Source organism: Paenibacillus sp. FSL M8-0228 (assembly GCF_038007385.1).
In the GTDB taxonomy this organism is placed as follows: domain Bacteria; phylum Bacillota; class Bacilli; order Paenibacillales; family Paenibacillaceae; genus Paenibacillus; species Paenibacillus polymyxa_D.
The window spans coordinates 4258495-4283362 of sequence record NZ_JBBOXA010000001.1 but is presented as its reverse complement, the minus strand read 5'-3'; the positions used below and the strand labels follow the sequence as shown (position 1 = coordinate 4283362).

The 24868-nt window shown below is 46.6% G+C and carries 20 protein-coding genes; 15 read left to right on the top strand and 5 right to left on the bottom strand.

Annotated features, from left to right (window positions below):
• Positions 1-9: 9 nt before the first annotated feature.
• The 5 genes from mltG to MKY98_RS19065 all read left to right on the top strand — a co-directional run bounded on the left by mltG (position 10) and on the right by MKY98_RS19065 (position 7716).
• Entirely contained in the window at positions 10-1038 is a 1029-nt protein-coding gene (gene mltG / locus MKY98_RS19085) for an endolytic transglycosylase MltG (protein WP_069012469.1), read from the top strand.
• A gap of 11 nt (positions 1039-1049) precedes the next feature.
• Positions 1050-1979, top strand: a complete 930-nt coding sequence (locus tag MKY98_RS19080; RefSeq protein ID WP_069012470.1) for a peptidase U32 family protein — start codon at positions 1050-1052, stop codon at positions 1977-1979.
• A gap of 32 nt (positions 1980-2011) precedes the next feature.
• A complete protein-coding gene (locus MKY98_RS19075; protein ID WP_069012471.1) occupies positions 2012-3343 on the top strand; it encodes a peptidase U32 family protein in 1332 nt (443 codons plus the stop codon).
• A gap of 224 nt (positions 3344-3567) precedes the next feature.
• A complete protein-coding gene (locus MKY98_RS19070) occupies positions 3568-5814 on the top strand; it encodes a methyl-accepting chemotaxis protein (protein ID WP_069012472.1) in 2247 nt (748 codons plus the stop codon).
• Positions 5815-5940: 126 nt separating this feature from the next.
• Positions 5941-7716 carry a peptidoglycan D,D-transpeptidase FtsI family protein gene (locus MKY98_RS19065; protein WP_069012473.1) on the top strand — a complete coding sequence of 592 codons (1776 nt, stop codon included), beginning with the start codon at positions 5941-5943 and terminating at the stop codon, positions 7714-7716.
• Here MKY98_RS19065 and MKY98_RS19060 read toward each other — a convergent pair.
• On the bottom strand, positions 7704-8858 hold the full coding sequence (locus MKY98_RS19060; protein WP_069012474.1) for an AI-2E family transporter: 1155 nt from the start codon (positions 8856-8858) through the stop codon (positions 7704-7706). The genes MKY98_RS19065 and MKY98_RS19060 overlap by 13 nt on opposite strands.
• A gap of 179 nt (positions 8859-9037) precedes the next feature.
• On the opposite strand from MKY98_RS19060, the gene MKY98_RS19055 reads away from it, so the two are divergent.
• Positions 9038-10423: a polysaccharide deacetylase family protein gene (locus MKY98_RS19055; RefSeq protein WP_069012475.1), complete on the top strand. Its 1386-nt coding sequence runs from the start codon at positions 9038-9040 to the stop codon at positions 10421-10423.
• 99 nt (positions 10424-10522) lie between these two features.
• On the opposite strand, the gene ilvD is transcribed toward MKY98_RS19055, so the two are convergent.
• From ilvD to MKY98_RS19040, 3 genes are all read right to left on the bottom strand, one after another.
• On the bottom strand, positions 10523-12211 hold the full coding sequence (gene ilvD, locus MKY98_RS19050; protein ID WP_039272868.1) for a dihydroxy-acid dehydratase: 1689 nt from the start codon (positions 12209-12211) through the stop codon (positions 10523-10525).
• A gap of 344 nt (positions 12212-12555) precedes the next feature.
• The gene (locus tag MKY98_RS19045) at positions 12556-12804 is read right to left on the bottom strand and encodes a KGG domain-containing protein (protein WP_023989894.1); all 249 of its coding nucleotides are present in this window, start codon (positions 12802-12804) and stop codon (positions 12556-12558) included.
• 176 nt (positions 12805-12980) lie between these two features.
• Positions 12981-14015, bottom strand: a complete 1035-nt coding sequence (locus tag MKY98_RS19040; RefSeq protein ID WP_069012476.1) for an acyltransferase family protein — start codon at positions 14013-14015, stop codon at positions 12981-12983.
• Between the two features lie 313 nt (positions 14016-14328).
• On the opposite strand from MKY98_RS19040, the gene MKY98_RS19035 reads away from it, so the two are divergent.
• From MKY98_RS19035 to mgrA, 4 genes are all read left to right on the top strand, one after another.
• The gene (locus MKY98_RS19035; protein ID WP_039272872.1) at positions 14329-15135 is read left to right on the top strand and encodes an alpha/beta fold hydrolase; all 807 of its coding nucleotides are present in this window, start codon (positions 14329-14331) and stop codon (positions 15133-15135) included.
• 14 nt (positions 15136-15149) lie between these two features.
• Positions 15150-15920 carry an HAD family hydrolase gene (locus tag MKY98_RS19030; protein ID WP_069012477.1) on the top strand — a complete coding sequence of 257 codons (771 nt, stop codon included), beginning with the start codon at positions 15150-15152 and terminating at the stop codon, positions 15918-15920.
• Positions 15917-16657, top strand: coding sequence for an NAD-dependent protein deacylase (locus MKY98_RS19025; RefSeq protein WP_039272876.1), 741 nt, complete (start codon positions 15917-15919; stop codon positions 16655-16657). Before MKY98_RS19030 ends, MKY98_RS19025 begins: the two co-directional genes overlap by 4 nt.
• Positions 16658-16741: 84 nt before the next feature.
• On the top strand, positions 16742-17740 hold the full coding sequence (mgrA, locus tag MKY98_RS19020) for an L-glyceraldehyde 3-phosphate reductase (protein WP_039272878.1): 999 nt from the start codon (positions 16742-16744) through the stop codon (positions 17738-17740).
• Between the two features lie 126 nt (positions 17741-17866).
• On the opposite strand, the gene MKY98_RS19015 is transcribed toward mgrA, so the two are convergent.
• Positions 17867-18733 (bottom strand): AraC family transcriptional regulator, encoded by an 867-nt coding sequence (locus MKY98_RS19015; protein ID WP_069012478.1) that lies wholly within the window; start codon positions 18731-18733, stop codon positions 17867-17869.
• 219 nt (positions 18734-18952) lie between these two features.
• Between MKY98_RS19015 and MKY98_RS19010 the strand changes: the two genes are divergently transcribed.
• The 5 genes from MKY98_RS19010 (at position 18953) to MKY98_RS18990 (ending at position 24824) form a co-directional block, all read left to right on the top strand.
• Complete coding sequence (locus MKY98_RS19010; RefSeq protein ID WP_029515710.1) at positions 18953-20131, top strand: galactokinase; 1179 nt, start codon at positions 18953-18955, stop codon at positions 20129-20131.
• 1 nt (position 20132) lies between these two features.
• Positions 20133-21122: a UDP-glucose 4-epimerase GalE gene (galE, locus tag MKY98_RS19005; RefSeq protein WP_013311504.1), complete on the top strand. Its 990-nt coding sequence runs from the start codon at positions 20133-20135 to the stop codon at positions 21120-21122.
• Between the two features lie 17 nt (positions 21123-21139).
• The gene (locus MKY98_RS19000) at positions 21140-22783 is read left to right on the top strand and encodes a UDP-glucose--hexose-1-phosphate uridylyltransferase (RefSeq protein WP_029515708.1); all 1644 of its coding nucleotides are present in this window, start codon (positions 21140-21142) and stop codon (positions 22781-22783) included.
• Positions 22784-22967: 184 nt separating this feature from the next.
• Positions 22968-24131, top strand: coding sequence for an iron-containing alcohol dehydrogenase (locus MKY98_RS18995; protein ID WP_069012479.1), 1164 nt, complete (start codon positions 22968-22970; stop codon positions 24129-24131).
• 174 nt (positions 24132-24305) lie between these two features.
• Positions 24306-24824: a protease gene (locus MKY98_RS18990; RefSeq protein WP_069012480.1), complete on the top strand. Its 519-nt coding sequence runs from the start codon at positions 24306-24308 to the stop codon at positions 24822-24824.
• Positions 24825-24868 lie beyond the last annotated feature (44 nt).

Below are 24868 nucleotides of genomic sequence, written 5' to 3'. Positions count from 1 at the left end.
AGGACGAGGATGTTTACGTTGTTGCTACTGCTTATCATTATAGCAGGAGGGGTAGCCCTCTATATTTGGAATGCCATGCAGCCTGTTCAGCCCCAAACACAACCCGTTGCTTTTACGGTGGTGCAGGGAACAGGAACATCGGCAATCGCAGATACGCTGGAGCAAAAGGGACTTATACGTAATGCGCTCGTGTTTAAGGCTTATGTAAAATTCAAACAGCAAGGAAGCGCATTTCAGGCCGGAAAATATGAGGCGCAGCCTGGCGCAACCTTTGATCAGTTGATTACTAAGTTATCGGCTGGAGATGTTGTCAAAGAGGAAATGATTCGTTTTACAATCCCGGAAGGTTTTACGATTAGACAGATGGCTGATAAGCTGCAAAAGGAAGGACTGGCAGACCGGCAGCAATTTTTGCAGCTGGCCAACGATCCGTCCGCTTTTGACGTCGCGCTGGTGCGGGACATTCCAAAGCAGGCGGGGCTTCGCTATGCGCTGGAGGGCTACCTTTTCCCGGAAACCTATGAGCTGAAAAAGGGCAGCACGGCCAAAGATATGATACAGGTGATGCTAGAACAGACACAAAAGCGGTTGGAGACTGTTTCCGATCTGGATGCCAAGCTGAAACAGCGGGGTGAAACGCTGCATCAACTGCTGACGGTTGCTTCTTTGGTAGAGCGCGAGGTGGTTGTGGAAGATGAGCGGTCTGTAGTAGCTGGCGTCATTTATAACCGGCTCAAACAGGGTAAGAAGCTGGAAATTGATGCTACGGTTCAATATATGCTGGACAAGCAAAAAGAACGGCTGTATTACAAGGATTTGGCTGTGGAAAGCCCTTATAATACGTATTTGCATCTGGGACTTCCACCAGGGCCGATTGCAAGTCCCAGTCTGAACTCAGTGATAGCGGCTTTACAGCCGAAAGCTACAGATTATTTATTTTATGTGACCAAAAAAGACGGGACACATGAACATTTGTTTGCCAAAACGTATAAAGAACATTTGCATAACATTCAGGTAAGTAACCGTAAGACAAATTAGGAGGTGAGCCTATGGCTTACAAACCCGAACTACTGGCAACTTCCAGCTCTCCGGAGGATGCCCGCCATATGCTGGGGGCTGGAGCTACTGCATTACTTATTGGAGATGACCGCTTTGGAATGCGACTGCCGGGACATTTTACACCGGACCAAATCCGTGAAGTGGTAGAAGAAGCACGCAAGCATGCGGCGCAGGTATATGTATCTATGACGAATTTGATGACGAACGAGCTATTGCCGCTCATTCCCGAATATGTGCAGACCCTAGCTGGATGCGGCATAGACGCCATTGAGTTTAATGATCCCGCAGTGCTTATGGCCGTGAAGGAGTATGCCCCGCATCTGAAGCTGTTCTGGAACGGTGAGATGATCTCTACCAACTTCGCAACCGCCAACTATTGGGGTGAAAAGGGGGCTTCCCGGGTCATTTTGGCTCGTGAGCTGAGTATGGATGAAATTACCGAAATGATACCAAAGTTGAACATAGAAGCACAGGTTCAGGTACATGGCATGACTAATATTTATCACTCCAAGCGTAAGCTTGTTCAAAGTTATATGCTGCACCAGGGACGTAATGTAGAAGGGGATTTGGGTAGAGGACGCGGCTTGTTTCTGATTGAAGCAGAGCGGAAAGAAGAGAAGTTCCCTATTTACGAGGATATAAATGGGACACATATTATGAGTTCAGATGATTTTTGCATCATGGAGGACCTGCATATTCTAATGGAGGCGGGCGTGCATAGCTTTAAGATCGAGGGCTTATTGAAGCCTACGGCTTACAATGAGGCGGTTGTTCGTGCTTATCGTAAAGCAATAGATAGTTATACAGCCGACCCAGATGCTTACGCTTATGATGAAAGCTGGCTGGATGAAGTTCGCCGTCTTCAAGATCCTGAACGGGAACTTTCCTTCGGATTTTTCTATAAAGAGCAGGTTTATTAATTTTAAAATGAATTTACAGAGGGGGGAACGTCATGGGGACGATAACCAAAGCGAGAAAATATATAGGTAAACGGAATCGTTTGGACAAGCCGGAGCTGTTGGCTCCTGCCGGAAATCTGGAAAAACTGAAGTTTGCCGTTCACTATGGCGCGGATGCTGTATATATTGGTGGACAAAAATATGGTCTGCGTTCTAACGCCGATAATTTCAGTTTTGAGGAAATGCGCGAAGGTGTAGAATTTGCGAACAAGTATGGTGCTAAAGTGCTTGTGGCCACCAATATCTATGCCCACAATGAAGATATTGCCGGAATTGAGGAGTACTTGCGCAATCTGTACGAGGCGGGAATTCATGCCGTTATCGTCGCTGATCCGGCTATTGTATCCGTGGCATTGCGCGCTGTTCCTGGATTGGAAGTGCATTTGAGCACACAGCAGTCCACGCTGAACTGGCAAGCGGTAAAGTTTTGGAAAAACGAGGGGTTACCGCGTGTGGTACTTGGACGTGAGACCAGTCTGGAGGAAATCGAAGAAATTAAAAAGCATGTGGACATCGAAATCGAGGCTTTTGTCCATGGTGCGATGTGCTCTTCATTTTCCGGCCGCTGCGTGTTGTCCAATCACTTTACAGACCGTGATTCCAATCGTGGGGGATGTTGTCAGTCTTGCCGCTGGAAATACGATCTGTTTGAGGATGCCCGCCCAGGTGAGGTTTGGATATCTGAAGAAGAGGCACAGGTTAGCAATGCACTGAAACAGTTCCAGCTCGGTGTTAACCAGCTTCCATTGTTTGAAGAGAGTGATAATGCTTTTTCTATGGGTTCCAAGGATCTATGTATGATTGAAAATGTCCCTGATCTGATTGATGTAGGTGTAGACAGTTTTAAAGTAGAGGGACGGATGAAGTCTATCCACTATGTGGCAACGGTCGTGAATGTCTATCGTCAAGCGATTGATTCCTATATGGCTGATCCTGAGAATTATGTGCTCAAACCAGAATGGATTGAAGAAATTAACAAGGCAGCTAATCGTCCGCTGAATACAGGGTTTTTCTACGATACACCGGATCATGAGGATCATATTTATGAGCCGGAAGAAAAGGCAGTCCCTTATGATTTTGCTGGACTAGTCATGGACTACGATGCCGCGAGTGGGATCGCAACTATTCAACAACGGAACCATTTTAAACCCGGTCATGAAATTGAATTTTTCGGTCCGAACGGAACATTCTTCAAACAAACGGTCGGAACGATCTGGGATGAGGAAGGCAACGAGTTGGATGCTGCTCGTCACCCGCTTCAACGAATTAGAATGAAGGTAGATCAGCCCGTATCGTATTTTGATATGATGCGTAAAAAGAAGTAAATAAGCCTTAAGCCACAGACGAAAAGAATCAAAAGCCTCTCCTATCGGTTGGAGAGGCCTTTTTTTGAATAGTTTTCTAGGAAAAAAGTTTCACAAAATTTAGTCGATGCTCAAAGGAAAGCTACATTCCTTGTCGAATAGTTCCGATAGAAGTTATATAGATAATAGATACATAATGGATGACGTGGAATTAGAAACTAATTATATGGTGGTAGGTGAGAGGAATGGGTTTACGGAAAAAAGAGGGGAATACAGTAAAAAGGCAACCCAAGAAAACGGATCAAATGCAGGGTTTGAAAGGCAGTAAAGCAACGAATAAAGGGGAACAAACGGTTGCGATGTCTTCGAAGGTTGCGCCCTGGTTAGCTAAGGCGATTCGTAAGGGTACACACAATTTAAAGCGTTTACTTAAGCCAGAAAGGTACAGTAAAGATTTCATGCATTTGGTCAAAAACTATAATCCGATACGTTCGGTTGGAATGAAGTTGTTTCTGATCTTTTTTGCGGCAATTATGTTATTTGTGGTCAGCTTGGGGATGCTCTCATACTACAAGGCTAAAAGTACGATTGAGCAAAACGCAGCTACGGCTTATCAGCAGACCGTTCAGCAAACTTCAGAAAAGCTTGACATTATTCTAGAGCGCTTTCAAGACACATCGACACAGGTATTTTTTGATACTGAATTAAGTGATCAGTTGCAAAAGGCTGTAAAGCAAGATAAAAATCCCTTTGCATCTTTTGTTGCTATGGGCGAAGTAAACAAGAAATTAACGAATATTGCTTTTACGAATAAAGCGATTGATTCATTGTATTTGTACCCGGAAGAAACCAAGTTTGCTGCTATGGGCACCGGAACACAAAAGGATGTACGGCAGGAAGCATGGTTTAAGGATATTTTGAAAAACAAGGGAATGGTTTGGCTACCTACGCAGGTGAATGACAATGGCAGCAAGACCTTTCGCCTAGCACGCTCCATGAACAGTATGTCCGGGTTGGGAGGGACTTACGTTCTGGTTATGAATTTAAAGTCCAGTGCGGTGGAGGACGAGTTGAAAGGTGTTAATTTGGGCTCAGGCAGTATGATTAGCCTTGTGACAGACAAGGGGGAGTTTGTAGGCTCTAACAATGAGAGCTTGGCTGGAGGAAAGACAAAGCTGGATTACGTTTCCAAGCTTGAGGGGATCGAAGGAAATCAAATTATGGAGCAGGTTGCAGATGGCAAAGAGCAAAATGTGCTTGCGGTTCATAATACGCTGGGAACTTCCAAATGGATTCTCGTGGGTGTAGTACCTGTATCTGAGCTGGTGAGAGACGCTAAGGGGATTCTAACCACGACCTGGATATTTGCTGCAGTGGCTGCACTCATTGCATTGTTCATTGGCCTGTGGATCGTGCGTCTCGTGGCTCGTCCATTGACACACCTGAAGGATTTAATGGTCGAAGGCGCCAAAGGCAACTTGCAAATTCGAACGAACTATAAGGCTGAGGATGAAATTGGGCAGTTGTCAGAAAGCTTTGATATCATGATGGAGCAAATTACATTGCTGGTAGAGCAGACGAATGCCTCAGCTCAGGAGGTTCTGAAAACAGCGACGGAACTAGGCGATGCCTCGAAGAAGACAGCCATTTCAGCCAAAGAAATAGCAGCAGCAACGGAAGAAATTGCTCATGGCGCCGCCAGTTTGGCAACAGAGGCCGAACGTGGCAGCGGACTAACCGGGAATATATCTCAGCAAATGGATACGGTTATGGCTTCCAATCATGAAATGAGTCTGGTCGCACAAGAAGTTGAACAATCCAGTGAACAAGGGACAGTTCAACTGAAAAATCTATTGAGCAAGACTAAGGTTACGGAAGAAACTACGCATGCTCTGGTAGGCAAAGTAGATGAACTGAAGAAGACAACTTCCGATGTCTTTAAGGTGCTGGACGTATTACAGGATATTGCTAAACAAACGAACATTCTGTCACTGAATGCGACGATTGAAGCAGCACGAGCGGGGACGGCTGGGCGTGGTTTTATGGTGGTAGCCAATGAGGTTCGGCAGCTGGCTGAACAATCACGTCAAGCTATTCGCACAGCTACGGGTATTACTAATAACATCGTCAATGAGATGAATGAAACGGTACAGGCGTTATCTGAGGTGTACCCGCTGTTCCGGGAGCAGATGGGAGCCGTGCAGGAAACAACGGACATTTTCCAATCGGTGCAGCAGCAAATGGGAGAGTTCGCGCTTCGGTTGGGAACGGTCACCGCCTCCATTCATCATCTGAGTGAATCACAGACCACATTGTCCGAGGCAATGACCAATGTAAGTGCAGTAGCTGAGCAATCCTCGGCCACTTCACAGGAAGTCGCTTCACTCAGCACTGAACAGGCCAATATTGGTAATCAACTGGTAGGTTTGTCGGATAAACTGGAAGGAGTATCAGTGAACTTGAAGGAGCAGCTTTCGCGGTTTACGGTGTAGATATAACTAAACCATGGGAATCAGGATTGTCACTGATCTCCGTGGTTAACCCATTCAACGTTAAAAGTTGAGTGGGTTTTCTTTTTCAACTACAGGACATACTACTGGAAAAAAGATGAAAGAAGGATGGGTGTGCCGAGGCGTGGTAGCAGTTTCATACGAAAACGTCGAATTGCATATATGGCCTTGGGGGTGATGGCGCTACTGCTGATTTTATTATTCCGACTGGCTTGGCTTCAGGGGACAGCGGGCATTCATATGTCCGTTTATGGGGGGCATTCGCTTAAGGAAATGTCAGCACGTCAGCGACAGGAGGGCATTTCTATCGACTCTGGACGTGGACAGTTTACGGACCGGCATGGGCGACCCTTGACTGGCGGAGTAGTATGGACGCCAGTACTTTTTCCCGATGTAGATGGCAAAGCGGCTTTACATGGCGAAGAACTGGCCGAGCTACTGCGTACGAATAAGAAGCAACTACTGACACGATGGAAAGGGCTGCAATCCCCGCTCATATGGCGAGATGGGCGCGGAGAGCCCGTACAAATCAATCCGCATGAAGCAGGCAAGCTGCTGAAGTTAGCCCCTTCGCTTATTGAGCTTGTACCTTATGCGAAACGTTACAGGGATTTGCCCAATGGCAGGCAATGGCTTGGCTTTTTGTATGAACGTGCCGACCGAGCGAGTGAACTGCCGATGGGGGCAGCCGGGCTGGAAAGAACGCTGGAGCCGCTACTGAGCGGCGTCGGTGAAACGTTCGTCTCCCGATTTGTAGATGCGCAGCGTCGTCCATTGGCTCATGTACCGCTGCGTGTCAGTGCTCCATCCAATGGTCACTATCCATTAAAGGTACAGACTACAATTGATCTACCTATACAGGAACAGATTGAAAAGCTGACGGAATCTAGTCATTTGGCAGAAGGGGCGGTGGTAGTGCTCGATGCAGGCAACGCGGATGTACTGGCGATGGTGTCTCGCCCTTTTTATAATCCCGGTCATGTTGATCCCCAGAAAAAAACAGACTGGTCTAATCGTGCACTTAAGGCGATAACGCCTGGTTCCATTTTTAAGTTGGTTACGGCTGCTGCTGCACTTGAATCAGGTGTTGTCCAACCGCAGGAACAATTCCATTGTCATGGAACTTATGGCAAGTACGGTTTGGCTTGCTGGAAAAAAGAAGGACACGGTACCCTGAACCTGGAGGAAGGGCTTGCCGTATCCTGTAATAGTGTGTTCGCTCATCTCGGCGAACGGCTTAATCCTGAGCAAATTCAGGCCACAGCCTCTGCACTGGGATTGGGCCGAACTGTGGGCTGGCAGGAGCGGAATCTTGCAGGACTACCTCAATTCAGACCGCTGGATCACGAAGAAAAGGGAGCCGTATTCGGCCCCCATACGAACGCGTCTGATCCGGGCGTACGTGTACAGACAGCTATCGGCCAACGTGATGTGCTGGTGACGCCTCTCCAAGCTGCCAATCTCATCGTCACCTTGCTGCATGATGGTCAAGTACATGCACCACGCGTCGTCAAACGCATCAGTTATGCAGATGGTAGCACCTTACTGGAACTACCTACTCACGCTGCACCTTCACCTGAGGGTAGCCGCTTGATTCATACATCGACGGCTCGCACGCTTCGTGAAGCAATGGAAAAGGTTGTGACACAGGGGACTGGTGCCTCGTTGCGTAATAAATCATGGAATCTGGCCGGCAAATCAGGTACGGCCCAAGCTTTGAAGAACGGTCACCCCATCAATCACCAGTGGTTTATAGGGTATGGTCCGATAGAGCGGCCTCGTTATGCGGTCGCCGTCCTTGTGCAAAATGCTTCAACACATTCTGCAAATCAAGCTACAGCATTGTTTGGTCAAGTGATGGATCTGTTAGCTCAATCCTCCTGAGTACCACGAGTAGCTTCACGATCCTCCTCCTGTATTTTAACGATAAACGGAGGCTCGTCAAATTCCTCTGTCGGAAACCGAATCCATTGCTGCAGATAGCCTTGCTGCCACAATTCCTTGAGCAAAATGATCAGAATGGGGGATAGGATTAATCCGGCCAGTCCAAAGATGGACAACGATATAATGGCAAAGGAAAGCATCAGATAGGCAGATGAAACACCGATGGAATTACCAGTGATTTTAGGCTCTGCCAGCTGACGAACGATCACCGTGACAGCCATGACAATAAGCAGGCCTACTGCCAGGCCGGTATTGCCTGTGATGAACAGATACACGGCCCACGGAATAAAAATAACAGGTACACCCAACAGGGGCAGGATATCGAACAAAGCTGCCACGAGCGCCAATGAGAGGGCATTATCCACTTGCAAAATGAGTAAACCTATAAATACGAGAACAAAGGTAATCCCCACCAGTAGAGCTTGAGCCTTGAGAAAAGCGGAGATAGCTTTAAGTACGTGGTTTTTCAGAAAAAGATAAGCAGTTTTTAGTGTCTTGGGTGTTTTACTACGGGCAATGCTCTTCCAAAGATTAATTTCCATACTTAAAAAGAACGCTAAAATGATTGCAATGGCAAAGTTGCCCATAAAAACAGTGAAAGAACTGAGGAACTGTATGAAAAAGGATAAGCCTAGCTGTGCCCATTTCGTAGCAATGGTGGTGGCAGTCGCAAAATATTCATTCACACGTTCGGTAACACCCGGAGGTAAAGCAGCGATTTTATCTTGAGAAAGATGAAGATACCGCGTGAATTCCGCTTGGATAATCTGAGTATACTGTGGGAGGTTTTGCGCGACTTTCGTAAATTGCGTAACCAGAATCAGACCCAATCCGAAAAAAATAGCAAGTAAAAGGATAATAAACAGCAATACGGAGAGTGCGGAGGCAAAAGGTTTTTTCATTCCTTTTCGATGAAAATAACGGGCAGCAGGTTCAATGCACCAGAACACGACGAACGAAAGGAACACAGGTGCGGCAAGTTGATACAGTTTGCTGGATACGAACATAATTAAATACACGGTTAATACGATCAAACCGATATCAAAAACGGTACGCCAATATTTTTTGTACAATGGAAGCATATGGATACAACGACTCCTTTTAGATTTTTATTTATTGTACACTAAATTGGACCTCAATGCTGACCGTATGAAGTAGTGAAATCTCGGCATGTTTACGTCATTGTGATAACATATAAGTAAGTGAGTTTTCCTCAGGAAGCCTGCTTGGGGAGTTCAGAATAGAAAAGTGGGGATAAAACGTGCAGACTTTGCTGTTATGGATGTTTTACATTTCAACTTTTTATGCTTTTATTCCGGCGCTGGTTAGTCGTATATTTGGTTTCCGGGTGTTCAGGCGCGGCAAAAGTGAACAAGAATATGCGCTCACCTTTGATGATGGCCCTGATCCAGTGTATACATCGCAGCTGCTTGATTTACTGAAGTGTTTTGATGCCAAAGCTACTTTTTTTGTTGTTGGGATAAATGCAGAAAAACACCCTGAGCTTCTGAAACGCATGCATGATGAAGGTCATCTAATTGGTATTCATAATTATGTGCACAAATCGAATTGGCTTATGCGGCCTGTTACTGTTAGAAGACAAATTGCCCAGACAGAGTCAGTCATTCGTCGAGTAACTGGCGAGGGAACGACCTTTTATCGCCCACCTTGGGGGATAGTGAACTTCTTTGATATTTCCAACACCAATGGTCGTCGAATCGTATTATGGTCTTCCATGTTCGGGGACTGGAAGGCAAGCATTGGAGCTAAACAATTGGCAGAGAGAATGCTTAAAAAGCTAAGGGGTGGCGAGGTGATGCTGCTCCATGACTGTGGTACGACATTGGGGGCAGACGCGGAAGCGCCACAGAATATGCTAATCGCACTGGAGAAGCTACTGAGGGTCGCCCAAGAACGACAATTACGCAGCGTGCGGGTGGATACATTGTTTTGCCGTCAGTCTGTCAATCAACCTACTGCCTCCGAGATGTCCAGTACGGGTTGGTATAAAAGAACGCTGGTATTTGGATGGCTTCAGTATGAGCGTCTATTTCATGTTTTGTTTCGTCTTCGTCCCGTAAGTCAGGAGGATACGATCTTTTATTATCGTCGCCGTATCTATCATGGGCCAAATGTAAATATGGAGAACAGCAGGTGGCTAAAAAAAGGGGACCCGGTAATCGAACTTCATTTTGATAATAAAAAGTTGTTCCAATTGGGTTCGACGGCAAAGTCGATGGTACATCTAGCTATTCAATTAATTCGGATTGTAAAAAAACAACTTCCTGATCTGACCCAACGCATTGTACATGATTCTGAAATGAAGGGTGTAAAGGCGATCTATGCAGTAAGTATGATTCATCGGGGACCAGAGAAGTTGGGATTTCAAGTTCGAGAGCTTCCCAAAGGATTGTTTAAGCATGTGTCCACTGTATATCTTAAGCTGTTATTTCGTGTTATCCATCCTTCGGGCTTAGAGAAATTGAATGAAAAAAAAGATGTAATGGTACCGAAAATAATTGTGATGCCACTGGATACCTTGTTTGAACGTTTTCATCAGGGAGACTCACACCGCTCAAACGAAGCTCTTGAGCAAACAGCTCAGAGAGATGATGTCCATGCACTCAACAGCGAGCTGACTGAATAGGCTAACCCTGATGACCTAATAAAAAAGCCTCTCGATCCTTTGTTAGGGATCGAGAGGCTTTTTAGCCGTTCATAAAGTAGTCCTATCTTAGCAAAGCATTTAGATTTTCATAATTCCGCCGTTACTTGCGTTCGTCACCAGCTTGGAATAACGCGCCAGGTAACCCGTTTTCACCTTCGGCTCAAAGCCTTTCCAGTTGGCGCGACGACGTTCGAATTCTTCGTCCGTAATCTGGAGCTCAATCTTACGATTGTTCAAGTCCAGCTCGATGATATCGCCGTCCTCAACAAATGCGATAGGTCCGCCTTCTGCAGCTTCGGGGGAAATATGACCGATGGAGATACCACGGGAAGCACCTGAGAAGCGTCCGTCTGTAATCAGGCCCACCTTGGCACCAAGCCCCATACCCACGATTTGTGAAGTTGGAGCGAGCATTTCAGGCATACCAGGTCCGCCTTTTGGACCTTCATAACGGATAACAACCACGTGTCCTTCATTAATTTTACCGTTGGCGATACCTGCCAGTGCATCTTCCTGTGAATCAAAGCAGATAGCAGGACCTTTGTGATAACCACCAACCGAAGGATCAACTGCACCGACTTTAATGATGGAGCCTTGCGGTGCAAGATTACCGAATAATACAGCCAGACCGCCACGTTCGGAATAAGGGTTGTCCAGTTTGTGGATGACGTTAGTATCCAGAATTTCCTGACCCTCTACGTTTTCACGAATGGTTTTTCCGGTTACAGTAATACAGTCTCCATGCAGTGCGCCCGGTTTCTTCAACAATTCATTCAGTACTGCGCTTACGCCGCCTGCATTATGAACATCCTCAATATGATAGTCGGAAGCAGGTGCCAATTTGGACAAATGAGGTACGCGGTTTGCGACTTCATTAATACGTTCGATAGGGTAGTCAACTTCTGCTTCATGGGCAAGTGCCAATGTATGCAATACTGTATTTGTGGAACCGCCCATTGCCATATCCAATGCAAATGCATTATCAATAGCTTCTTTAGTCACGATATCACGTGGTTTAAGATCCAGCTTAATCAATTCCATCAATTGGCGTGCAGATTGTTTAACGAATTCTTTACGTTCTTCTGCTACTGCGAGAATGGTGCCGTTACCCGGCATAGCCAGACCCATTGCTTCTGCGAGACAGTTCATGGAATTCGCTGTGAACATCCCTGAACAGGAGCCACATGTCGGACAGCCATATTGTTCTAATTCAAGCAAGCTTTGATCGTCGATTTTACCAGCCTGATATGCACCTACGCCTTCGAAGACGGAGGTCAGGGAAATAGAGCGACCGTTCTTGTCTTTACCAGCTTTCATAGGACCGCCGCTGACGAAAATAGTTGGAATGTTAACGCGCAATGCGCCCATCATCATGCCAGGGGTAATTTTATCACAGTTAGGAATACAAACCATGCCGTCAAACCAGTGAGCGGACACGACAGTTTCCAGAGAGTCAGCTATAATTTCGCGACTGGGCAGAGAATAACGCATACCGATGTGGCCCATGGCAATGCCGTCGTCTACACCGATGGTGTTAAACTCGAAAGGTACACCGCCTGCGTCACGAATGGCTTGCTTGACAATTTTGCCAAACTCCTGCAAATGGACGTGGCCCGGTACGATATCAATATACGAGTTACATACCGCAATAAACGGTTTGTCAAAATCTTCTTCCTTGACACCCGCTGCGCGCAGCAAGCTGCGGTGAGGAGCGCGATCAAAGCCTTTTTTAATCATATCGGAACGCATTTTCGTCTTAGCTGTCATGATGCTGGTTTCCCCCCAAAGTATAAAAATAGTATGGCGTTCAATGGACGCCGTGATAGCGCAGATGTTTTCTAAAGAGTCTATCATAGATGTGAGCTTTTTTCTACATATATGAAGATATTGAAAAAATACAAGAAGTGTTCTGTAATCAACAATATATAGACATGAGCAGTTTTATTTGTCTATATATTGCATTTAGAAGAGGTTTTAATTTGAATCTATTAGAAATATCTATACTGATAGGTTTGTGTATCAGGGAAAATATGAAAGAGCCCATACCGCAATAAAGCAGATGGGCTCAGCTTGTTTATATGTTAAAGGAGAGCGGAAGAGGACATTACACCTTAATTTCTGCCACCTTTACGACCGATGTCTCTGTAGAAATTTTTGTCGTGCGACTCAGCTGTAGCATCGCCACCCTTTTTGCCGATTTCCTGATAAAATTCTTTATCGTGAGAGTTTGCAGTTGCTTCCCCGCCTTTTTTACCAATCTCCTGATAAAATTCCTTATTGTGCTTCTTGGAAGTAGCTTCTCCACCCATACGACCTGCCTCTTCGCGACTCATTTTCCCCTGATTTTGATTACGTGCCATTACAAATCACTCCTTAATAAAAAAGTTGTTTTTTGTTGCGCGCATCCTTTACTTACCACGTCACGCCTGTATGAAACAGGCTCCAAGTGGAGTAAAGAGGGGGTAGACTTGCTCACATGTTGGTCTGTAAGTGGGTTGTGGCGTGTTCAATGTTAAATAAAAAATGGATAAAAAAATTACGCGGACCGTCTAAAGGGATAAGGAGCTGGCCTTAGCATCCACTCTACCTGTGGCTCAATCAGAGGTCGTGTTGCAGTTCGAACCCAAGGCATGGTCAACATACAGCACAGACCAGCAGCACACACCACAATCAACATGACTTCCACTGGAGTGTCTATATATTCGTAGACTCCCTTCGCAACGACGGTACGGACGATCAAGCCATGCAGTAAAAAGACATATAGTGTCCGTCTTCCCATCTCGGTTATACGTCCTGTGACAGCTGGAACAAAGCTTAGGAACGCCATGGATGCTATCCATTGAACTCCATAAATGCCGATGCGGTAAATTCCTGCGTACCATTCGGTATGGCCCAATTCACCGTAAGTCATATTGCCATACAGCCAGCCTGCCGGGATGTCGAAATACGACGTTCCCGCCAGTACCATAAGCAGAAGAGATATAAAGCCAGCGATTATGCGGACTGGAGCTGTGAAGAACCGCCGAACGTCCGCATAATTCAAATGATAACCTGCTACAAAGTAAGGCAAATAAACAAAGGTTCTGCATACGCTCAGCCATATACCATCCACAGGGAGATACCCGACGAGGATACCGAGCAGCACGGATATACCCAATTGGAGGACAGGTGGTATTTTCTGAAAAGACAGCATTAGCAGTCTCCAACAGATATGGCTGGCAAGGAACCAGAGTAGCAAATAAGGAGCAAAGAACGAATGATGGATATGGGGAACGTGGAAGAGCGCAACATCCAAGATCGAATAGAGCGATTGAAAAATAAGATATTGCATACCGATCTGAAGCAGAACTTTTCGGCCTGCAGATCCGGTCAAAGATGTTTGGGCAAAGTAGCCTGTAACGAGTACAAACAACGGCATATGAAACATGAATATCCAGCTGAACCATTGTTGAGCAATATGAAATGAACCGACTAGAGGTTCCAGAGCATTTCCTGCAAATACGCATATGATCAACAGAAATCGCAAATTGAGAAAGAAGCTTTCCCCTTGTACATCATGGCTTGTCGTCATGTGTTTCCCTCCGAGCGGCTTCTGCCGAATAAACTATTTAAAAAATAATTCTTTACAAGGAACAAGGTACGATACTCTGGACTTTATCATTGTGATTTTATTCACAATAGTAAGCGTTATCATAACCTTATTGTGTGGCGAAAGCTTGAACACCAGACAAAGACGGGCTAATACCTGGAAATGTATGCTGATTTGACCCTGTATGTGCAACGATGTTACCCTAACAAGGCTATAGTTACGCTGAGAATACAGCGGCACATTTTATATTCAAATTACGAATTACGAGGTACGAAAGACGAAAGGGACTTTTACAATGAGAAGAAGAACAAGAAGATCATACAATTCATATGGGACACGTGGTCCTCGGAGAATATGGAAAGTTCTCTTAGGCATCCTGATTATTATTGCACTGATAGCAGGGTGGGGAGCATGGAAGGTATTTACGCCTTATCAGCCTGACGAGACGGCGGCGGCTGCATTAGCCGAAGTAGCGGATGCTGTGAAAGTAAATGAACAAGAACATTGGGTTGGTTTTGAGCCTGTAAAAAGAAGCGGAGCTGGAGTCATTTTGTATCCAGGGGCGTTGGTGAAGCCCGAAAGCTATGCGCCTTTGGCACGCCGTCTGGCGGAAAAGGGTCATCATGTGATTATTGCAAAAATGCCACTCAACCTTGCATTGATCTCCCCGGATCTAGCGAATGAAGTGCTAAAGGCATATCCGAAAGAAGCGTTTGTTATTGGAGGTCATTCGTTAGGTGGAGTGATGGCGGCCCGATATGCAGCTGCGCATCCTGATCAGGTCAAAGGTGTATTTTTCCTTGCCTCCTACCCGGATAACAAAGGAAATTTAAAGGATAAAAATCTGCCTGTTATTTCTCTACTGGGAAGTGATGATGGAGTCGTCCAGATGGAAAATGTCCAAAGTGGTAGAACTTATTTACCAGCCAACACGCTGTATTTTACAGTCGAAGGGGGTAATCATGCTCAATTCGGCAGTTATGGTGCCCAAAAAGGGGATAATCCTGCAAAAATTAGCGCTGTCGAGCAATGGAATCAGACGGTAACGGCTTTACAGGACTGGATGAAAGAAAGTGTGGATGTGGCTCCTAAGAATCAGTAAAGGAGGTATGCTGCATGTCTGAGCTGATCGTGCAGGGGGAGCGGTACCCATGCCGTGGTATTCTATTGGATAAAGATGGAACGTTGCTGGATTTTATTCAGTTGTGGGGCCCCTGGGCTCGTTCTATACTGGATATGATGGAGCAGCATCTTGCCGTGGCGGGTGCCGGTTTTACGGTGGAAAAAGGTACCGTTCTAGGTACTGTTCACGATCAGGAGGGGCGTGTGATCGGTTACGATCCTTCTGGCCCGCTGGCCGTGGGGACGGTGGACGAAAGTACAGGGGTACTGGCTTGGCAGCTTTATACTGCTGGTGTACCGTGGAATGAGGCTGTGCGGCTTGTCCGCGACTTTAATAAAACGGCGATGGCTGATATTCGGCGACATCGGGCAGCGAAGGTGTTTCCAGGATTGCGGACATTGCTGGAGCAAAGCCGCCATGCCGGGCTGAAGCTGGCAGTTGTGACCTCTGACAGTACCGAGGCTGCACAGGAGCATTTGGAGTGGATGGGGCTGACATCTTATTTTGACGAGATTATCGGACATGATAGGGTTACATACGGTAAGCCTGACCCGGAAATGGCTGAAAAAGCCTGCGCATTACTAGGATTGTCGCCGGCGGACGTGGTAGTCATCGGAGACAGTAATGGGGACATGCAGATGGGCAAGCGTGCCGGAGTGCGGCTCGCTATTGGATTTGCGCCAGAAGCAGAACGTTCTGGTCATTTACTGGATGCGGATAAGGTTGTTCGTGGATATGAAGAACTGGAGGTGCGTAGGGTATGAAAGTTAATACGTTGGCGGAATGGATACAGCAATCGCAGAATGTTGTTTTTTTCGGCGGAGCAGGCACATCGACGGAAAGCGGTATTCCGGATTTTCGTTCGGCAGCAGGCCTGTATCAAAGTGAGGAGAAATTGCCTTATTCCCCTGAGGTTATGCTGAGCCGTTCATTTTTTGTGAAGCATCCTGAGGTGTTCTTCGACTTCTATCGCAGCAAAATGCTGCATCCCGATGCGGAGCCGAACGGTTGTCATCATTTCCTCGCGTCATTGGAAAAACAAGGCCGTCTAAAAGCGGTTGTGACCCAAAATATTGACGGTTTACATCAGGCTGCAGGTAGTGTGAATGTACTAGAACTTCATGGCTCGGTACATCGCAACCACTGTATGGAATGTGGACGCTTTTACAGTCTAGATGAAGTGATGAACAGCTCTGAGGTTGTACCCAAATGTCCGATAGATGGAGGAATTATCAAACCGGATGTCGTTTTATATGAGGAGGAGCTGAATCAGGATACCATTATTCAATCCGTTCAGGCTATTTCACAGGCTGATCTGCTGTTAATTGGAGGAACGTCGCTGACAGTACATCCCGCTGCGGGCTTGATTACTTATTTTCGTGGTAAACATACGGTGCTGTTGAATACAGATCCGACCTCGTATGATCATAAGGCGGATCTTTTAATCACTGATCCAATCGGTAAAGTTATGGAAAAACTTGCTCATCAATTAGGTTTGTAATCGTTTTCTTGTCAACGCCTGGATAAAAGCGCTATGATGATGTTGTGATGGACATTACAATGTTTCGAGAGAGGCTGGGATAGCATGGTTTATTTAGCTGGCGAAGATCGTTATGAAAGTATGAAATATAACCGTACAGGGAGATCAGGTCTAAAACTGCCCGCTATTTCGCTGGGCTTGTGGCACAATTTTGGCGGGATTAACAACGCGGAGAATGGCCGTAGCATGATTACCCGCTCCTTTGATCTGGGAATTACGCATTTTGATTTAGCTAATAACTATGGCCCTCCTGCGGGATCAGCTGAGGAATTTTTTGGACAAGTTTTAGCCAGTGATATGAAACCGTACCGGGATGAGTTGGTCATCTCCACCAAAGCGGGCTACAATATGTGGGCAGGGCCTTATGGAGACTGGGGATCTCGCAAGTATATGATATCTAGTCTGGATCAGAGCCTGAAGCGGATGGGGCTGGACTATGTCGATATATTCTACTCTCACCGATTTGATCCTGATACGCCGCTGGAAGAAACGATGGGAGCACTGGATCATATCGTACGTTCTGGCAAAGCGCTGTATGTGGGTGTGTCCAATTATAGTGCGGAGCAAACAGCGGAAGCAGCTCGCATTCTGAAGGAACTGGGAACACCGCTTCTGATTCATCAGCCGAAATACTCCTTGCTTGACCGCTGGATTGAAAATGGATTACAAGATGTACTGGACGAAAACGGGGTAGGCAGCATTGCCTTTTGCCCGCTGGCGCAGGGATTGCTGACCAATAAATATTTGAACGGAATTCCTGAGGATTCACGTGCAGCGAGTACATCGGTTTTCCTGAATGAGAACCATGTGACGCCAGAGACACTTCGCAAGGTACGCGCCCTGAATCAGATGGCTGCTGCACGCGGACAAAGTTTGGCTCAATTCTCGCTGGCCTGGGCTCTGCGCGGCGAACGTCTGACCTCTGTCTTGATTGGGGCAAGCCGTGTAAGCCAAATTGAAGAAAATGTTGCTACTTTATCCAATCTGGACTTTTCTCAGGAGGAACTGGATCGGATTGATTCGATTCTGAATGCCGGGAACTGACAGGGCGGCGGCACAGCCTAATGGCGAAAGTTAATTTGTAGTCATCGGCCTAATTTCGTGTTCTCTTATACAATATAAATTAACAGCCCGTATCCGTTTAAAGGATGCGGGCTGTTTAAGTCTGTTTTACGACTGTGGATACTGCTTAACCTTGCTTCGGTACTCGGTTGGAGACTGACCACAGAAGCGCTTGAATTGACGTGAGAAATATAAGGCATCAGTTAGTCCGACCGAAGCGGCCACTTGCTCTACCGATAGTTCAGGACGCTCACGCAGCAGTTGACGTGATTTGTCAATTCTTAGCTTAAGCAGATAGGTGACGGGGGAGATGCCCGTTTCCTTTTTGAATATCCGTGACAAATACGCACGGTTATAACCAAGTCCTTCAGACATTTGCTCAATGGAAACGGGATGTGCGTACTGAGTGGACATATATTGCACCATCTGCTTGACTGTACGTTGAATTTGTGAATCCGCCCCGGACGGATCAGTCCAGTCGCTCAGGTAATTGCCTGCTTCCCCCATAATCAGATACAAATAGCCCAAGGCTGATAAATGAGAACTAGATTTTCTGCTATAAAAGGCCAATTGCATTTGCTTCAAATAACCGGGGATTGGACTTTGATCGGAAGCATGGAAGACAGGCTGGTGAACACGCAACCCTGCCTCCTGCACCACCTGCTCAGTATGGTGTCCAGTAAACGCAGACCAACGATAACGCCACGGTTCCTCTTCATCAGAGGTATAGCTCACCAGCTGACCAGGATGGATAAGGAAAAAATCGTTTACTTCAAGCTGATATGTGTGCTGTTCCGTTCGGAAGATGCCTTTGCCCGATTCTACAAAGTGGAGCAGATAGTAATCATAGATTTTCGGCCCTACGGCATGACCGGATTTGGTTTGGCTCTCTCCTGCAAAAAGCACATGCAGTGGGCTATTTTCATAAAACACTGGATTAGAGGCGACAGCATAACTATATGAATGCGTTTGCAAAATAGGGTCATCCTTCCTGCATTTGTGAATAGTTTAGCGTATGCGGTATACTTACATTGTACATATCCAAGTCACATTTATCCATAGCTTAAACACATGGATGCATTACATTGTGTGACGCTTTCATTTATACTGAAATCATAAGAGATGTCAACCTGATTAAGATGTTACAGGGAAATCAGGTGGCCTTTACTAACGGTATACGAGGTGGATGCGGATATGAACTCTACTGAATTAAAGAAACATTTTATTAAAAAATATGGTGAAAGCAGCAATGAACTGCGGATATTTCATGCACCTGGACGTGTCAATCTGATTGGAGAGCATATCGACTATAATGGTGGTTATGTACTCCCGGCTGCGCTGGAATTTGGAACGACGCTGATCCTTCGTGCGCGTAATGATGATGAGATTCATTTTGCTTCGACAAACCTGTCGTATGAAGTATCTATCTCCCGCGGAGAAATAGGTAAAAACAAAACGGATGAGTGGGTGGACTATCCGGTGGGCGTGTTGGTAGAGCTAGCTGATAAGGGAGTTTATCCGTCTAAGGGATATGACCTGCTCTATCACGGAGAAATACCGAACGGTGCTGGATTATCCTCTTCAGCCTCCATTGAGGTTGTTACAGGATACGCGTTCCTCACTATTGAAAAACAGAAAACAGATACGGTCGAAATCGCTTTGTTGTCCCAGCGAGCAGAAAACAATTACGTTGGTGTCAATTGCGGCATTATGGACCAGTTCGCTGTAGCGAACGGAGCAGCTGATCATGCAATTCTACTGATGTGCGATACGTTGGATTACCGCAAAGTTCCATTCCGTACGGGAGATTATAAGTTGGTGATCGGCAATACAAATAAGCGTCGCGGTTTGGTGGACTCGGCCTATAACGAGCGTCGTAGCCAATGTGCCGAAGCACTGTCCATTTTGCAGCAGCAGGAGCCGTCACTGGAATACCTCGCTCAGCTGGATGAGACGCGTTTCGGAGAGCTTCAGCACCACATCACGGACGAAACAGTGCGTCGGCGGGCACAGCATGTGGTGGAGGAAAACGCTCGTGTATTGGCCTCTGTCGATGCTCTCGCGGCGAATGAACTTGCAGCTTTTGGTCAGTTAATGAATGCTTCTCATGATTCATTACGCGATTTGTATGAGGTCAGCTGCACGGAGCTGGACGTCATGGTTGAAGAAGCCCGACGCATTCCTGGCACGTTGGGTGCTCGTATGACGGGAGCTGGATTTGGAGGGTGTACGGTTTCGTTGGTTCATGAGGACGATGTTGAACGTTTTGTGAAGGAAGTCGGCGAAGCTTATCAGACCCGCACAGGGCTGGAAGCCAGCTTTTATGTATGCAAGGCAGGAGACGGAGTTAAAGAACTGAAGGAGGACGAATAACATGGCCATTTTAGTAACAGGTGGAGCTGGATATATCGGTTCACATACCGTAGCAGAATTGTTGGATCTGGGAGAAGAAGTTGTGGTGCTGGATAATTTGCAAACCGGGCACAAAGCAGCGTTGCTTGGGGGCAAGTTGTATGAAGGGGATTTGAGGGATAAAGAATTACTGTCCAAACTGTTCTCTGAAAATAGTATCGATGCAGTTATCCATTTTGCAGCCAACTCGCTGGTTGGAGAAAGTATGCAAAATCCTGGTAAATATTACGACAACAATGTATTTGGCACGCTGAGCTTGTTGGAGGCGATGAAAGATGCCGGAGTGCGCCGAATTGTATTTTCCTCTACTGCGGCTACCTACGGCGAACCGGAAAAGGTACCGATTGAAGAGGGTGACCGTACAGAGCCAACCAACGTGTATGGTGAAACAAAGCTGATGATGGAGCGCATGATGTCGTGGTTTGATAAAGTTTTAGGCATCAAATATGTGTCTTTACGGTATTTTAATGCGGCTGGTGCGCATGAGAGCGGCAAGATCGGCGAAGATCACCGACCAGAAAGTCATCTGATCCCATTGGTGCTCCAGACAGCCTTGAAACAGCGTCCACACATCGCTGTGTTTGGTGAGGACTATGCGACACCTGACGGCACATGTGTTCGGGATTACATTCACGTAAGTGATCTGGCGGATGCTCATGTGCGTGCAGTAAATTATTTGCGCGAAGGCAATGACAGCAACGTGTTCAATCTGGGCAACGGACAGGGCTTCTCTGTGAAAGAAGTAATTGAGACAGCACGCAAGGTCACCGGGCTCGAGATTCCAGTTGTGACAGAACCTCGCCGCGCAGGCGATCCAGCGATATTGGTTGCATCTTCTGACAAGGCTCGTTCGGTGTTGGGCTGGAGTCCAGCGCGTACCCAACTGGAGGATATTATTAGCGGAGCATGGGGATGGCATCAGTCGCACCCTCACGGCTACGGCGACGAATAGACGGGAGACGATGACATATGAGCGAGCGCCAATCTGCAGATAAAGGCCAAGGCCGGGAACATTCCCGGCATCTGGCCCATGACATCGACGAAACTGTACAGCAGTCGGCTCTATATGCGGTGGAGCAACTGGTTGCATTCGCACAAAATAAGGGCTTGGTCGGTCCGCAAGACACAGATTACAGCCGTAATTTGTTATTGGATCAGTTTGGTTTTTCCGAGCCTTATTCAGGTAGGGATGTAGGGGGCATTATGGCCCCTGAAGCCCTCCAGCCTGTGCTTAATGTATTGATAGATTATGGTTTTGCCATAGGCCTTATCCCCGAAAACACAGATACGTATCGTGATTTGCTGGATTCCAAAATTATGGGCCTACTGATGGCGAGACCATCTGAAGTCATCCGTGACTTTCATCAAACGGAGGCTGAACGTGGCATAGAGGCGGCGACTGATGCTTTTTATCAATTATCTATCGATTCGAACTACATCCGAATGGATCGGGTTGCCAGCAATGTGTACTGGAATCAGTCGACATCTTACGGAGATATGGAAATTACGATTAATTTGTCCAAGCCAGAAAAAAGTCCCAAGGAAATTGCGATGGCGAAGCTTTTGCCGCCGCCTGTTTATCCCAAGTGTCAATTATGCCGTGAAAACGTTGGATATGCAGGAAGAGTAAATCATCCGTCCCGTCAAAATTTGCGTATCATTCCGGTGGAATTGAATGGGGAACCGTGGTTTTTTCAATATTCACCCTATGTGTATTACAACGAGCATTGCATCGTGTTCCATCATAATCATGTACCGATGAAGCTCACGAAGGATACACTGCGCCGATTACTGGCCTTTACGAAAGCGTTTCCGCATTATTTTATTGGCTCCAATGCGGATCTGCCGATTGTCGGCGGATCGATTCTGACCCATGATCATTTTCAGGGTGGTCGTCATACATTCCCAATTGAAAAAGCGGGTGTGGACGGCGTATACCATAATGAAGCGTTCCCGCAGGTTACAGCAGGGATTGTAAATTGGCCGATGTCGGTCATCCGTTTTACGTCAACAGATGCCGAGGCGCTGTTGGAAGCGGGAAATGCTGCTTTTGAAGCCTGGAAAGCTTATAGTGATCCTGTAGCTGATGTCCTCTCTCATACAGAGCAAGAGGGGGAAACGATTCCGCATAATACTGTGACGCCGATTGTGCGCCGTGATTCCGAAGGCAGGTATCAGATGGATCTCGTACTGCGCAACAACCGAACGAGTGAAGAGTACCCGGAAGGTATTTTTCATCCTCACCGCGAGATGCATCACATCAAGAAGGAAAATATCGGTCTGATCGAAGTTATGGGACTTGCCATATTACCGGGGCGGCTCAAGGATGAACTGGATGGAATTGCAGATATTTTGTGTGGGGATGACAAACTGGCTGTGGCTGTACAGCAAGAAGGACATCCGCTGTTTAAGCATGCAGACTGGATTTACCAGTTAAACACTCGGTTCGGTCGTTTGCCTGACAAGGAGACGGCTGTTCGTACCATACAAAATGAGGTTGGACTGAAATTCAGTGAAATTTTAGAGCATGCAGGAGTATATAAACGGAATCCGTCCGGACAGCAGGCCTTTGGTCGTTTTATGAAACAATTGGGATATACTTTGGGAGAATAAAATTGCTTGCGAAGCACATACTATACTACGAGAACCCTCCCAAGATATGACATGGAACCATGCTCCTCAAGGAGTGTGGTTTTTTTCTGAAAACAAAGCAGATTTGTTTCCTGTAACCGAAAAGGTTATAATAGAGTAGTTTCTTAATATTAAACTTTAGAACTATTGGAGGCGAGCGTTTGCGATGAAAGCATTCGAATTTTATAATCCTACACAATTGATCTTCGGTAAAGGACAATTGGAGGCTCTCAAGCGTGAAGTTCCTAAATATGGTAAACGTGTATTGCTTGTATATGGCGGCGGCAGCATTAAGCGCAGCGGCTTGTATGATAATGTAATAGGTTTGCTTGGTGAAATCGGTGCAGAGGTAACGGAACTGGCTGGTGTGGAACCGAATCCTCGCTTATCTACAGTACATAAAGGCGTGGAATTGTGTAAAACACATCAAATCGACCTCGTTCTGGCTGTAGGAGGCGGTAGTGTGCTGGATTGTTCCAAAGCCATTGCTGTTGGTGCAAAATATGATGGCGACATGTGGGATTTTGCAGAGCGTAAAGCGGCACCACAGGCAGCATTGCCATTAGGTACGGTTTTAACTATGGCAGCCACTGGTTCTGAAATGAATGCGGGTTCTGTTATTACAAATGAAAAAACACAGGAAAAATTGGGCTGGGGCAGCGTATTTGCGTTCCCTGCGTTTTCTATTCTTGATCCAGTGAACACATACTCACTGCCGCAAAATCAAACGGTTTACGGAATCGTAGATATGATGTCACACACGCTGGAGCATTATTTCCATCTGGAATCCAATACTCCGGTCCAACTTGGCTGGTGCGAAACGATTTTGCGTACGGTAATGGACGCGGCTCCAGGTCTGGTCAACGATCTGGAAAACTACGAGCTGCGTGAAACAATTATGTATTGTGGTACGATGGCGCTGAACGGCTTCCTGAACATGGGGCTAACAGGTGACTGGGCTACTCACAATATCGAGCATGCGGTGTCTGCTGTTTATGATATTCCACATGGTGGAGGACTGGCTATTCTGTTCCCGAACTGGATGAAACACAATCTGCATGTGAAGCCTGAACGCTTCAAACAATTGGCGGTCAATGTGTTCCATGTAAACCCAGAAGGCAAGAGTGATGAGGAAGTGGCGCTGGAAGGTATTCAGGCGTTGCGTGATTTCTGGAACTCGATTGGTGCACCAAGCCGTCTGGCTGATTACGAGATTGATGCGTCCAAAATCGATGTTATGGCTGATAAAGCTGTGAAATTCGGATCTTTTGGTGGCTTTAACAAGCTCAATCGCGAAGATGTAGTCGAAATTTACAAAGCATCCCTGTAAAACGACATTTGTATCATTTAAAGCACGTTTGTGCGTCATTAGACGTACGAACGTGCTTTTTTGGGTTTGATTTGGGATATTGGAGGAAAATTTTGAAACTTTTTAAGATTGAATACGTAAACATAGTTATAGACTGGAAACCAGACTGAAAAGGTACATGGAAGGAGGAGTCGAATGGAAATCATATTTTGGTGGCTATTGGCAGGGGGCGCTATCTTTACCGTGGTCAGTGTGCTGATCGGGGATGTACTCGGTAGTTGGCTGGATGGTGCATTGGAGCTGCCGGGCCTTGATTGGTTCAGACCTGTCGTTTTACTTGGAGCCATGACCGCTTTTGGCGGAGCTGGAGTACTGCTGACAAAGTATACCGGGCTGAGCACGGGATGGGTCGTCGTGCTTGCTTTAGGGATTTCGTTTGTCATCGGAATACTCGTGTTCTTTGCGTTTATCAAACCCATGACGAATTCGGAGGTTTCCAGCGGCTTCTCCATGCGTGAGCTGAATGGCCGGATTGGTGAGGTCACCATTCCTGTTCCTGAGGTTGGTTACGGGGAGGTTATGATCCGCTTGGGTGCAGGCAACACCATACATACAGCATCGAGCTTCGATCACAAACCGCTTGCTGCGGGAACCCGTATCGTCGTGGTTGAGGTCGCAGAGGGCGTCGTCCGCGTAGCGTACCTGGACACCTAGACGGCGCATTCGCTTAACTTGAAGGGAGCGTGATCGGGAGTGTC

Coding starts and splice junctions, on each gene's coding strand:
- MKY98_RS19030 (WP_069012477.1), top strand. CDS start 15,150: ATGTCTGAGCTGATCGTGCAGGGGGAGCGGTACCCATGCCGTGGTATT.
- MKY98_RS19045 (WP_023989894.1), bottom strand. CDS start 12,804: ATGGCACGTAATCAAAATCAGGGGAAAATGAGTCGCGAAGAGGCAGGT.
- MKY98_RS19070 (WP_069012472.1), top strand. CDS start 3,568: ATGGGTTTACGGAAAAAAGAGGGGAATACAGTAAAAAGGCAACCCAAG.
- MKY98_RS19080 (WP_069012470.1), top strand. CDS start 1,050: ATGGCTTACAAACCCGAACTACTGGCAACTTCCAGCTCTCCGGAGGAT.
- MKY98_RS19065 (WP_069012473.1), top strand. CDS start 5,941: ATGGGTGTGCCGAGGCGTGGTAGCAGTTTCATACGAAAACGTCGAATT.
- MKY98_RS18990 (WP_069012480.1), top strand. CDS start 24,306: ATGGAAATCATATTTTGGTGGCTATTGGCAGGGGGCGCTATCTTTACC.
- MKY98_RS19000 (WP_029515708.1), top strand. CDS start 21,140: ATGAGCGAGCGCCAATCTGCAGATAAAGGCCAAGGCCGGGAACATTCC.
- mgrA (WP_039272878.1), top strand. CDS start 16,742: ATGGTTTATTTAGCTGGCGAAGATCGTTATGAAAGTATGAAATATAAC.
- MKY98_RS19075 (WP_069012471.1), top strand. CDS start 2,012: ATGGGGACGATAACCAAAGCGAGAAAATATATAGGTAAACGGAATCGT.
- galE (WP_013311504.1), top strand. CDS start 20,133: ATGGCCATTTTAGTAACAGGTGGAGCTGGATATATCGGTTCACATACC.
- MKY98_RS19035 (WP_039272872.1), top strand. CDS start 14,329: ATGAGAAGAAGAACAAGAAGATCATACAATTCATATGGGACACGTGGT.
- MKY98_RS19025 (WP_039272876.1), top strand. CDS start 15,917: ATGAAAGTTAATACGTTGGCGGAATGGATACAGCAATCGCAGAATGTT.
- MKY98_RS18995 (WP_069012479.1), top strand. CDS start 22,968: ATGAAAGCATTCGAATTTTATAATCCTACACAATTGATCTTCGGTAAA.
- mltG (WP_069012469.1), top strand. CDS start 10: ATGTTTACGTTGTTGCTACTGCTTATCATTATAGCAGGAGGGGTAGCC.
- MKY98_RS19010 (WP_029515710.1), top strand. CDS start 18,953: ATGAACTCTACTGAATTAAAGAAACATTTTATTAAAAAATATGGTGAA.
- ilvD (WP_039272868.1), bottom strand. CDS start 12,211: ATGACAGCTAAGACGAAAATGCGTTCCGATATGATTAAAAAAGGCTTT.
- MKY98_RS19060 (WP_069012474.1), bottom strand. CDS start 8,858: ATGCTTCCATTGTACAAAAAATATTGGCGTACCGTTTTTGATATCGGT.
- MKY98_RS19040 (WP_069012476.1), bottom strand. CDS start 14,015: ATGACGACAAGCCATGATGTACAAGGGGAAAGCTTCTTTCTCAATTTG.